This window comes from Kaistia nematophila (genome assembly GCF_026343855.1).
GTDB classification, from domain to species: Bacteria; Pseudomonadota; Alphaproteobacteria; order Rhizobiales; family Kaistiaceae; genus Kaistia; species Kaistia nematophila.
In genome coordinates this window covers 126,443-138,412 of record NZ_JAPKNK010000009.1, presented here as the reverse complement: position 1 = coordinate 138,412, position 11,970 = coordinate 126,443, and the positions used below count along the sequence as shown (strand labels likewise).

9 protein-coding genes and 1 riboswitch are annotated in these 11,970 nt (G+C 67.7%); of the genes, 1 reads left to right on the top strand and 8 read right to left on the bottom strand.

From position 1 onward, the window contains the following. Window positions 1-15: 15 nt before the first annotated feature. From OSH07_RS19100 to OSH07_RS19075, 6 genes are all read right to left on the bottom strand, one after another. Entirely contained in the window at window positions 16-813 is a 798-nt protein-coding gene (locus tag OSH07_RS19100) for an ABC transporter permease (protein WP_266340271.1), read from the bottom strand. 64 nt (window positions 814-877) lie between these two features. Next, window positions 878-983, bottom strand: a riboswitch (TPP riboswitch). A 52-nt stretch (window positions 984-1,035) separates the two neighbouring features. Then, window positions 1,036-1,953: a lipid kinase YegS gene (yegS, locus tag OSH07_RS19095; RefSeq protein ID WP_266340270.1), complete on the bottom strand. Its 918-nt coding sequence runs from the start codon at window positions 1,951-1,953 to the stop codon at window positions 1,036-1,038. Between the two features lie 27 nt (window positions 1,954-1,980). Beyond that, complete coding sequence (locus tag OSH07_RS19090) at window positions 1,981-3,852, bottom strand: hypothetical protein (RefSeq protein ID WP_266340269.1); 1,872 nt, start codon at window positions 3,850-3,852, stop codon at window positions 1,981-1,983. A 49-nt stretch (window positions 3,853-3,901) separates the two neighbouring features. Next, a complete protein-coding gene (locus tag OSH07_RS19085) occupies window positions 3,902-5,194 on the bottom strand; it encodes an adenylosuccinate synthase (RefSeq protein ID WP_266340268.1) in 1,293 nt (430 codons plus the stop codon). A 150-nt stretch (window positions 5,195-5,344) separates the two neighbouring features. Further along, window positions 5,345-7,000, bottom strand: coding sequence for a mucoidy inhibitor MuiA family protein (locus OSH07_RS19080; protein WP_266340267.1), 1,656 nt, complete (start codon window positions 6,998-7,000; stop codon window positions 5,345-5,347). A 134-nt stretch (window positions 7,001-7,134) separates the two neighbouring features. Further along, window positions 7,135-7,647 carry a ClbS/DfsB family four-helix bundle protein gene (locus OSH07_RS19075; RefSeq protein WP_266340266.1) on the bottom strand — a complete coding sequence of 171 codons (513 nt, stop codon included), beginning with the start codon at window positions 7,645-7,647 and terminating at the stop codon, window positions 7,135-7,137. Between the two features lie 146 nt (window positions 7,648-7,793). On the opposite strand from OSH07_RS19075, the gene OSH07_RS19070 reads away from it, so the two are divergent. Then, complete coding sequence (locus tag OSH07_RS19070; protein ID WP_266340265.1) at window positions 7,794-8,723, top strand: DMT family transporter; 930 nt, start codon at window positions 7,794-7,796, stop codon at window positions 8,721-8,723. A gap of 260 nt (window positions 8,724-8,983) precedes the next feature. On the opposite strand, the gene serA is transcribed toward OSH07_RS19070, so the two are convergent. Together serA and OSH07_RS19060 are read right to left on the bottom strand one after the other, a co-directional pair. Continuing rightward, window positions 8,984-10,570: a phosphoglycerate dehydrogenase gene (serA, locus tag OSH07_RS19065; protein ID WP_266340264.1), complete on the bottom strand. Its 1,587-nt coding sequence runs from the start codon at window positions 10,568-10,570 to the stop codon at window positions 8,984-8,986. A 207-nt stretch (window positions 10,571-10,777) separates the two neighbouring features. Beyond that, complete coding sequence (locus OSH07_RS19060) at window positions 10,778-11,950, bottom strand: phosphoserine transaminase (RefSeq protein WP_266340263.1); 1,173 nt, start codon at window positions 11,948-11,950, stop codon at window positions 10,778-10,780. Between the last annotated feature and the right edge of the window lie 20 nt (window positions 11,951-11,970).

Sequence of the window (11,970 nt, the reverse complement as noted above, 5' to 3'; positions counted from 1 at the left end):
TGCAGGTCGAGGGGATTAGCGGATGGTTTCGGGCGCCCAGGGGGCGATGTGGCGCGTGGCGATCTCGACCGCGGCGCGCACCAGCACGGCCATGGCGGCGAGAAGCGCCAGCGCGGCGAAGACGACGTCGGTCTGCGCCCGGCCGTTCGCCATCAGCATGGCGTAGCCAAGCCCGGACGAGGCGCCGACCCATTCGCCGATCAGCGCGCCGACGGGCGCGTAGACAGCGGCGACGCGGAGTCCGGAGGCCAGCGCCGGCAGCGCGTCGGGGATGCGCAGATAGAGGATTTCCTGCCAGCGCCTGGCCCGGTAGAGGCGGCTCAGGTCGATCAGCCCGGCATCGGTGCGCGCCAGCCCGTCATGGAAAGCGGACGCGACGGGAAAGAAGATGGCGATCGTCGCCATGACGATCTTCGAGCCGATGCCGAAACCGAACCAGAGCACGAGCAGCGGCGCGATGGCAAAGACGGGAAAGGCCTGGGTGACGATCAGCAGCGGCATCAGGATGCGCCGGATCGCCGGAACGAAGGTCATGACCAGCGCCAGCGCGACGCCGGCGAGCGCACCGGTAACGAGGCCTGAGATCGTCTCGATCAGCGTGGTGACGGCGTCGCGGCGCCAGAGATCGGGCCGCTCGACGAGGGCGCGCCAGACACGCGCGGGCGGCGGCAGCATGAAGGGCGGCGGCGCGAAGACGACGATCACGAGCTGCCAGATGGCAATCAGGGCGACGGCGACGACGAACGCGCGCGCGAGGCCGCCGGCCCAGCCATGCCGTCGCACAGTTCCCTCAAACTCTGCCCTTGCCACCATGGCGAAGCCGCTCCTCCGAAGATCGGACGAGGCCATGCGCATGGCGATGGAAACGAGCAGACGTCGTGAACCAGCTTCCCGTCCCTTCGCCGGCATGACCCGGATCAGGTTCGAAGGGTTCGGCCCCAGGCCATCTCAGCTCGCGTTCGCGAACACCCCTCGGAATGGGGCGAGCATGGCCGAGGATGCTTCGCCGTGCAAGGGGCCGGCCGAGCGGAGCTGCTATGCGGTGCCGTCGAGCGGGGTGGAGCCGAGGTGGACGCGAAGGGAGGCGGGCCGGCACTCGACGCGGAAATGCCGCGTCTTCACCGGCTCGCCATCGAGATTGACGTGCAGTTCCTCGTGCGAATCATATTCGATCCAGGCGCTGCGGGTCCTGATCTGGATGTTCTCGACGGCCGCCGCGCCCTGCCGCCACAACTGCGTGAAGGCTTCGAGCCGAGCATCGCCGGTGAGTTCCGGCAGGATGGCGAGGTCAAGCAGGCCGTCGTCGATGCGGGCTTCCGGGCAGAGCACGATGCCACCGCCGGCCTGGCGGCCATTGCCGATCGCGAGCGCCAGGAAGCTGCCTTCCCACTCGAAGCCTTCGGCGCGGAAGCGGCCGCTATTGGCCGAGAGCTCGCGAAACCGGGTGACGCCGGTGACGACATAGGCGAGGCCGCCGAGCCGGCTCTTCAGCTCCGGATCGGTCTCGACGGTGACGCGCGAGCCGAAGCCGCCGGAGACGAGATTGACGAAGACGCGACCGTTCAGGCTGCCGACATCGATCCGTCGCGCCGGGGTCGTGGTGACGAGCCGGAGCGCCGCCGTCAGGTCGTCGACGGGAATGCCGGTGGAACGGGCGAAATCATTGGCGGTGCCGAGCGGCAGGATGCCGAACGAGCAGCTTTCCGGCGGCTCGGCCGCGAGCGAGGCGGCGAACACCTCGTTGACCGTGCCATCGCCGCCGCCGGCGACGATGCAGTCGATCGCGCCCTTGCGCGCTTCCGCGACGGCCTCGCGGGCGAAACGACTGGCGTCGCCCGCCTCCCAGGTCACGCGGACCTCGACCACATGGCCATCGGCGCGGACGGCGCCGACGGCCTCACGCACGCGCGGATCGCGCGCCGCCTTGCCATGCAGGATGAGCCGGACTTTCATGGTTCATCCCGCGAGGTTGGCGTGGCGCTACTTGTTGCCCCAGGCGGTCATCGCCTTGTCGAAGACGCGCTGGCCGGGTGTGCCCTTCTCGAAGGTCAGGATCGCGCGCTGGTCGTTGTTGTAGACGATCGGCAGGTCGATCCAGTTGCGCTCGCGAAGCAGCGCGACGTTCTGCGCCATCGGCTGGGCGTCGTTCGAGAAGGCGATCCAGAAGAAGCCGTCGGCGACCTTGGCAGCGGCGCCGTCGAGCGGCTGGCCACGCGATTCCTCGGTCGGCTTCATCACCAGTGCCGGCACCGACTTGACGCCGCCGCCGGCGAAATTCGCAGGCGTATCCACGACAATCTCGACCAGATGGCTCGCCGGCAGCGCGCTGTCATTGTTCTTGCGGATGTTCAGAGTCACCTTCATGCCCTTCTCGGGCACGTCGAGATTGGCCTGGATCTCCGGGCCGTTCGGCGAATTGGCGTTGAACTTCCACGTCACATTGGCCGGAACCACCTTGACGTTCTGGGTGCCGTCGGTCGGCTGTTCGTAGAGGATGGCCTTCTGCGCGACGAGCGACTCATCAGCCGTTCCGGCCGCGGGCGCCGCGGCGGGAGCCGAGGCCGCCGGGGCCGTATCGGCCGGCTCGGCCGCGGCCGGCGCCTGGGCCGGGGCGGCGGAGCCGGTGCCCTCCGGCGTCATCACGCCGGCGAGCGGATCGGCTTCCTCGCCATCCGACGAAGGCTGGGCATCGACCGTGCGGACCGACTTCGCCGGCGCCTCTTCCGCGGCGCCGCCGCCGAGGCGATCGGAATTCTTGCTGCTCGCGGGCGCCGAAAGCGTCGGCGGCGCGTCCTCGTTCGACGCGGTCTTGGCGCCGGTATCGGAGGACGAGATCAGGTCGCCGATCACGTCCTTGACAACGCTGCGCTGCGACCAGACCAGCGCCGCGATGCCGCAAAGCATCAGCGCGATCAGGACCAGCAGAATGATCGTCGGCCAGCGCGAAGGCTTGGTGCGCTCGACATAAACGGCGGGACGCTCGGCAGCCTCGCGGTTGCGCTCGCGACGCGACGGACGGCGCTCGCGCGGCTCGTCGAAAGAGTCATTCCCCATCGGCGTGGCGCGCAGCGGCTCGGGCGCCCAGTCGGCGTCGGCGCTGAAATGACGGCTGTCGTCATGGTCGTGGTCATGTTCGAGATCCGCGTCGAAGCGCGGCTCGTCGGCCGGTTCCGGCGCCGACATCGTCGGCTCGCGACGGCCCTGCGGCGCGGCGCGATCATAGGCGCTCGGGCGCGTGGGCGAGACCTGCGGCCATTGCGGCTGCACCGGCGGCGGCTGGCGCGAAGGCTTCTGCGGCGGCTCGGGCTCGTGCCAGTCGGCCTCGATCTCGGGCTCGGACGCATGCGCCTCGTCGGCCTCGTCATGGAAGAATTCGGCCTCGGCGGCCTGCGGCGGAGGCGCTACGGGCGCCGGGGCCGGCGTCGGCGCGGCGGGCTGCTGACGCGGCGGCTCGGCGGCCGGACGCGGGCGGGCCACGACCGGCTGCGAGGCCGGCGTAGGCAGGGGCGGCGGCGGCGCGATCTCCGCCTCCAGCTCTTCTTCGAGCTGTTCGACCGGCTCCGGCTCGACCGGCTCGGGCGTGACGGCAAGCGCCTCGGCAACGGCCGCCGCGGCGCTGACGCGAACCGGGGCCGGGCGCGCGGCGCTCGCCTCGCGCTCGACCTTGCGGATCGCCTCCTCCAGTTCCAGGCGCTGGCGGGAAATCTCGGATGTGGTCAGGGGCGGGTCGATGGACTTCAGCTGTCCGATCAGCGCCGTGCGCGCCTTGTCGTAAACTGAACGACGCGCGTCGCCGGATTCGCTCTCGAACCCGGAAACCGCCTTTTTCAATACCGCGTAATAGTCGGTCATCGTCCCATTCTACTAACTACGTCCGAACCGGCGCCTGCGATCGACAACCTCAGTCCTGAAACGGATCCTGAACCAGAATTGTATCGTCTCGTTCCGGGCTGGTCGACAGGAGCGCAACGGGCGCGCCGATCAGTTCCTCGACGTGACGGACATATTTCACGGCCTGCGCCGGCAGATCGTTCCAGCTACGGGCGCCGGCGGTGGAATCCTTCCAGCCTTCCAGCGTCTCGTAGATCGGCTCGACCCGGGCCTGCGCCGCCTGGGATGCCGGGAGATAGTCGATCTCGCGGCCGTCCAGCCTATATCCAACGCAAATCTTGATTTCTTCAAGGCCGTCGAGAACATCGAGCTTCGTCAGCGCGATTCCGGTGATGCCGGAGGTGCGGATCGTCTGGCGAACCAGCACGGCGTCGAACCAGCCGCAACGGCGCTTGCGCCCCGTCACCGTGCCGAATTCGTGGCCGCGCGTGCCGAGGAAATCGCCGACTTCGCCGGTCTGCTCGGTCGGGAACGGCCCCTCGCCGACGCGCGTCGTGTAGGCCTTGGTGATGCCGAGCACGTAGCCGACGGCACCCGGGCCGACGCCCGAACCGGTCGAGGCCTGGCCGGCGACGGTGTTGGACGAGGTGACGAACGGATAGGTGCCGTGGTCGATGTCGAGCAGCGCGCCCTGCGCGCCCTCGAACAGGATGCGCTTGCCGGCGCGACGCTCGCGGTCGAGCAGCTGCCAGACCGAATCCATGAACGGCAGGACCTTGTCGGCGACCGAGGCGAGCTCCTCGTAGAGCGTCTCGGCGAGGATCTCTTCCTGGCCGAGGCCGCGGCGCAGCGCATTGTGGTGCGCCAGCAGCCGCTCGATCTTCTCGCGCAGCGCCGGCAGGTCGGCGAGGTCCATGACGCGGATGGCGCGGCGGCCGACCTTGTCCTCATAGGCCGGGCCGATGCCGCGCTTGGTGGTGCCGATGCGGGTGCCGGCATTGCTGTTCTCGCGGAAGGCGTCGAGTTCGCGATGCAACGACAGGATCAGCGCGGCGTTCTCGGCGATGCGGAGATTGTCGGGGCCGACCTTGACGCCCTGCGCCTCGAGGCGGCCGATCTCGGCCACGAGCGCATGCGGATCGACGACGACGCCATTGCCGATGACGCCCATCTTGCCCGGACGCACGACGCCGGACGGCAGCAGGCTGAGCTTGTAGGAGACGCCGTCGATGACGAGCGTATGGCCGGCGTTATGTCCGCCCTGGAAGCGCACGACGATGTCGGCGCGCTCGGAGAGCCAGTCGACAATCTTGCCCTTGCCTTCGTCGCCCCATTGCGATCCGACGACGACTACATTCGCCATTGAACTTCCCTCTTCGACGTCAAGCCAATTGCTGATGCCACGCTGCGCGGCACGCGATAGGACTCACCCCGGCGAGCCGCCAGGACGAGGCGCGCGGACTATATAGACTCCATCTGCCCCGCGCGACCCCCGCGAGAGCATCTCAGCCCCTCAATTCTCCCAGAATACGTCCTGATCCGCCGGCCAACGCACGGCAAAGGCGTTCAAGATCTCTTTTGTTTCGCCGGCGGCATAATCATAGCGCCAGGCAACCACGCCGCGCGCCCCGTCGACGGCGCTCTCCGTCGGCGGCGTCGCCTCGGCGAGCGACTGCACGGTGATGGCCGCCGCCTCGGAAACCGGCAACTGGTCGAGCACGACGATCGCCATCGGGCGGGCGTGGCGGTTTTCGACCTTGATGCGATAACGCCGCTCGTCGGTCTTCTCCGACGAGATCAGCCCGCGCTCGCCGGTCTTGCGGTCGAGCGTCGTTCGCGTGACGCTCACCTTGTCGTCGATGCCGAATCCGAGCCTCAGTTCGCCATCCGGCGCGACGAAATCGAGCGGAACCGTGCCGGCGAAGACGCCATCACGGTAAAGCACGGCATTGCCGCCGACATAGGGCGCGCCGGACCGGTTCTTGAACCGCGCCGTCAGGAAGGCGGCATCGCTCACCGCCGGGACCGCGCGCACCTCGATCGTCGGCGCCAGGGTCTCGGTCGCAATCCGCACCGAGCGATCGCCCTCGCCCGAGGCGATCGAAACCGGCTCGGCAATCCGGTATTCGGCACGGAAATCTCCGAAATCGGCGACGGCCTCCGCCTGCCCCACCGCCTCGGCATCCGCGCCACCCGCGGCCATCTTCCGGGATGGCGCCATCGGGGCGGGGGCCGGCGGCGCGATGGCGAGCGATTCGCGCGCCGGCTCCTGAACGAAGCGCGGCATGAAGCGAACGACGCTCTCATAGAGCTCCGGCGGCTGCGTGCCTTCCGCCGGCCGCGTCGTCGACAACGTCAGCGCCACGCCAGACCAGTCCTCGCCGGTCTCCTGATGCAGCTCGGCCCGCCGGATCAGTTCCAGCTTCGGCTCGGCCGCCGTCTCGCCCAGCGCCAGCGAGATGTCGTAGGCGGGGCTCCATCCGGCCGACTCGGTGCGGTAGCCGAGCGTCAGCTGGCCCGTCGCCGGCTGGTCGGCCTGCAGCTCGATCCGCGCCGTCAGCTTCGGCAGGGACGGCGGCAGCGCATCCATCGCCTTCTGCCGCTCGGCGATGGTCTTCTCGACGCCGCGCTTTTCGATGCGAAGCGCGGCGCGCTGGCGGTCGATCTTCTCCCGCTCGAGCCCGAGGCCTTCGGCGGTCTCGACCCAATTGCCGATCGACTTGCCTTCCGCCATGCCCTTGGCGAGCCCCTCGGGCACGCTCTCGGCCAGCTGGTCGATGAACTTCACCCGGAGGTCGAGGGCGGCGAGCCGGTCGTCGAGCGCGGCGACCTGGTCGCGCAGCGCCTCGATTTCGACGGCGATCGACTGCCGGGCCGGATCGGCGCCGGCATCCGCCCTGCCCGGTCGCGTCTCGACGGAGCGGATGGTGACGCCGCCGGCGGCCATGCCCTTCACCCGCAGGCTGTCGGCGACCATGTCAGCCGGCAGATCGTCGGCCACCAGCACGCTGACGCCGGCCGGCACGGCGAACGTCGCCTCGCGCAGCACGGCCGCCCCCTGCGGATGCACGGTCACGGCGGTAACCCGGCTGCCGAGCGGCAGGTCGGCGGCAAGGGCGTGGGCGCTGCAGGCGGCAAGCGCCGCCACGGACAGAGCGAGGATCTTCATGGCCGTCTGGATTCCCCTCAAGATGAAACGCCGCCATCCATGGACCTGCCGGCGGGCATTCCGCCGGATAACGCGCGATTGTGGTATCGCCGCGCCACAATTGCGCGGATCTCGTGAAAAACGCCCCTCGCCGCTCAGGCGATGCCGTTCGCCTTCTTCCACGTGCGCAACCGCCCGCGCGCATTCGCATAGGGCGACGACGTGTTGAACTGGATCATCCGGCCCATCGTGTAGCTCTCGTACCAGGGCGTCCCATAGAGCGCGGCGTCGTCATGGCGTTCGATCAGCGCGACGAGGCGATCCTTCGCTTGGGCCAGGCGCTGCAGCAATTGTTCAAAGGAGAGGCCGTCATAATCGGCATAGAACTTCTGCGCGAGCGCGCCGAGCTGATTCCATTTGTAGCCGGTTTCCGGAAAGTCGACCGGCTCGCCGGCGTCCCGCCGCGTATGCCACTTCAGCACCAGCTCGTTCCATCCGGTCAGATAGGCGACGAGGTCCCGCACGCTCATGCGGGTCCCCTTCGCATGACCGTCGAGCGTCTTCTCCCCGGTCCGATCGGCGGGAATGGTGGCGAGCTCCCGCATCAGCCTGGCATAGGCGTCGTCGATCGCCTCCAGAAGTGCATCCTTGCCGTCCGGAACCGCCATCGAGCCCCTCCATCCTCGGTTGCAGGATGGCATAGCCCTCGCGCCCGCGCTTCGCAAACCGTCGATCCCGTCCGGGCGCACGGTTGAGGCTTGGCAGCGACGCCCCGTCGGGGCTATCCAGACGTTCCGCTGTCCGGGGCCAGTTCATGTCATTGCTTTCGCGAGCCTTCGCCTGGCTGTTCAACCGGCCCTATCTGCTGCTCGCCCTCACCTTCCTGTTCTGGGCGATCAACATCGTGCTCGGACGCTATGTCGCCGGCTCGATCCCGCCGGTGGCGCTGGCGCAGGTGCGCTGGGCCGGGGCATCGCTGATCATCCTGCCCTTCGCCTGGCCGCATCTGAAGCGCGACTGGCCGGCGATCCGCCGCAGCCTCGCCATCATGCTGCTGCTCGCCGCATCCGGCATCGGCGCCTACAACACGCTCGCCTATTACGGGCTGCAATATACCGAGGCGCTGAACGGCCTCCTGATGCAGTCGATCGCCCCGCTCGTCATCGGCGTGTGGTCGCTGATCCTGTTCCGAGACCGCATGACGGCACCGCAGATCACCGGCGTCTGCCTGTCGCTCTCCGGCGTCGTGCTGATCATCTGCCGCGGCGATCCGATGGTGCTGCTGCACCTGACGCTCAACATCGGCGACATCATCATGCTGCTGGCGATCAGCTGCTACGGCTTCTATTCGGCGCTGCTGAAGAAGGGGCCGCGCATCCACTATCTGTCGATGCTGGGCTTCACCATTCCCGCCGGCGCGACGATGATCCTGCCGTTCTGGATCTGGGAGATGGTCTCCGGCAAGTTCATGCACGCGACGCCTCTCACCTTCGCCGTGCTCGCCTATGTCGTCGTGATCCCGTCCGTCGTCGCCTACATGTTCTTCAACCGCGGCGTCGCGCTGATCGGGCCGAACCGCGCCGGTCCGTTCTTCCATTTGCTGCCGGTCTTCGGCTCGATCATCGCCATCCTCTTCCTCGGTGAGCAGCCGCGCTGGTATCACGGCGCCGGCTATGCGCTGATCATCGGCGGCATCGCGCTGGCGCAATTGAGCCTCTCCAGGATCCGCGCCTTCGGGCGGTGACTCTCGAACCGGCCGCTGGGCACTGTCAGGTCACGGCCGAACGCCCCTGCCCCAACCGCACCCTCGCCGTCATCCCGGGCGAAGACCCGGGATCCATGCAGCCGGGTTGGCCGCCGCGTGAAGTGCCCGCTCGTGCGGATGGATGGATCCCTGCTTTCGCAGGGATGACGGAGACGTCTGGTCCCGCCGACGAGAGCCCAAGACAAAAAAAGGGCGACGGTTGCCCGTCGCCCTCTTCATTCCAGTGCCGAGAGAGGATCTCAGAAGTTCAGGCGCTTGGCCTGAACGACGCCCTCGAGACCGCTGACGCGGTCGAGCACGCTATCGGAGATTTCCTCGTCGAGGCCGATCAGCGCGATCGCATCCTCGCCGGCGGCCTTGCGGCCGAGGTTGAAGGTGGCGATGTTGATGCCCTCGCCGCCCAGCAGGCTGGCGAAGCGGCCGATGAAGCCCGGCTTGTCCTTGTTGGTGACGTAGAGCATGTGGGGGCCGAGCTCTGCCTCCATGTTGATGCCCTTGATCTGGATGATGCGCGGCTTGACGTCGCCGAACACCGTGCCGGCGACCGAACGCTCCTGGCGCTCCGTCGTCACGGTCAGGCGGATATAGTTCTCATAGGCGCCCTGCTGCTCGCGCCGGACTTCCTCGACCGCGATGCCGCGTTCCTTGGCGACGGCCGGTGCCGAGACCATGTTGATGGTCTGCAGCTGCGGCCGCAGCACGGCGGCAAGCGCCGCCGCCGTCAGCGCGCGGACGTTCATCTCGGCGACGTCGCCCTCATATTCGAGGCGGATCGCCTTGATGCCGCTCTCGGTGAGCTGGCCGGCGAAGGAGCCGAGCTGCTCGGCGAGCTTGACGAACGGCGTCAGGCGCGGCGCTTCCTCGGCCGTGATCGACGGCATGTTCAGCGCGTTGGAGACGGCGCCCTTGGTCAGGTAGTCCGACATCTGCTCGGCGACCTGCAGCGCGACATTCTCCTGCGCTTCCGTGGTCGAGGCGCCGAGATGCGGCGTCGCGACGACGTTGGGCAGGCCGAACAGGACGTTCTCGGTCGCGGGCTCTTCCTCGAACACGTCGAAGCCGGCGCCGGCGACCTTGCCGGACTTCAGCGCCTCGGCCAGGTCCTTCTCGACGACGAGGCCGCCGCGGGCGCAGTTGATGATGCGGACGCCGTCCTTCATCTGCGCGATCGCCTTGGCGTCGATGATGCCGCGGGTCTTGTCGATCAGCGGCGTGTGCAGGGTGATGAAGTCGGCGCGACGGAACAACTCGTCCAGCTCGACCTTCTCGACGCCGAGATCGACGGCGCGCTCGGGCGACAGGAACGGATCGAAGGCGATGACGCGCATCTTCAGGCCGACGCCGCGCTCTGCGACGATCGAGCCGATATTGCCGCAGCCGATGATGCCGAGCGTCTTGCCCGTCACCTCGACGCCCATGAAGCGGTTCTTCTCCCACTTGCCGGCCTGGGTCGAAGCATTGGCCTCGGGGATCTGGCGGGCGGTGGCGAAGATCATCGCGATCGCATGTTCGGCGGTGGTGATCGAATTGCCGAAGGGCGTGTTCATCACGATGATGCCCTTGGCGGTCGCGGCCGGGATGTCGACATTGTCGACGCCGATGCCGGCGCGGCCGATGACGCGCAGGTTCTTCGCCGCGGCGATCACCTTCTCAGTCACCTTGGTATTCGAGCGGATGGCGAGACCATCATAGTTGCCGATGATCTCGAGCAGCTTCTCCTTGTCCTTGCCGAGGTCGGGCAGGTAGTCGACCTCGACGCCACGATCCTTAAAGATCTGGACGGCGGTCTTGGAGAGCTTGTCGGAAATGAGAACGCGCGGTGCCATGCTGAATGGTTCCTTTGGGTTCGCCGTCGTCACCATCCGTCGTCATCCCGGACGAAGCGAAGCGGAGATCCGGGATCCATCCGGCCGAAGCCTGGAACTGGATGGATCCCCGCTTCCGCGGGGATGACGCCAAAGGGACAAGCTGGCGCATCAAACGGGGAATGAAAATGATGGCCGGGGCGAACCCCGGCCGGAACGCGCTGGGAATCAGGCCGCCTGGAGGGCAGCCTTCTGCGATGCGAAGGCCCAGTCGAGCCACTCGGTGACGATTTCGAGATCCGAGGCCTCGATCGTGGCGCCGGCCCAGATGCGCAGGCCCGCCGGGGCGTCGCGGTAGGAGCCGATATCATAGGCGACGCCGGCCTTGTCGAGCGCGGTCGAGATCGCCTTGGCGAAGGCGGCCTGTTCCTTGTCGTCGAGCGCCTTGACCGCCGGATCGGTGATGATCAGGCAGACCGAGGTGTTGGAGCGCGTATTCTCGACGACGGGCAGGAAGTCGATCCAGTCTGATTTCTCGACCCAGTCGGCCAGCACCTTGAGGTTGGCGTCCGCACGGGCGGCGAGCGCCTTCCAGCCGCCGAGCGACTGGGCCCAGGTGAGCGCGTCGAGATAATCCTCGACGGCCAGCATGGACGGCGTGTTGATCGTCTCGCCGACGAAGATGCCGTCGATCAGCTTGCCGCCCTTGGTCATGCGGAAGATCTTCGGCAGCGGCCAGGCCGGCTTGTAGGTCTCGAGCCGCTCAACGGCGCGCGGGCTCAGGATCAGCATGCCGTGGGCGCCCTCGCCGCCGAGCACCTTCTGCCAGGAGAAGGTAACGACATCGAGCTTGTCCCAGGCGAGATCCTGCGCGAAGGCGGCCGAGGTGGCGTCGCAGATGGTCAGGCCGGCGCGGTCGGCGTCGATCCAGTCGCCGTTCGGAACGCGGACACCCGAGGTGGTGCCGTTCCAGGTGAAGACGACGTCGCGGTCGAAATCGACCTGATTGAGGTCGGGAAGCTTGCCGTAGTCGGCCTTGAAGGTGCGGGTGTCTTCAAGCTTCAGCTGCTTGACGACATCGGTGACCCAGCCCTCGCCGAAAGATTCCCAGGCGAGCATGTCGACGCCACGGGCGCCGAGCATCGACCACAGCACCATCTCGACGGCGCCCGTGTCGGAAGCCGGCACGATGCCGATGCGATAGTCGGCGGGAACGCCGAGCACGTCGCGGGTCAGGTCGATTGCCTTCTGGAGCTTGGTCTTGCCGATCTTGGCCCGGTGGGATCGGCCGAGGGCCGCATCCTTGAGCGCTTCGAAGGTCCATCCAGGACGCTTGGCGCAGGGGCCGGAAGAATAGTTAGCGTTCACCGGCCGGCGGCCGGGCGTGGCGAGATCAGCCATGATCTACCCTCTCAGATAGT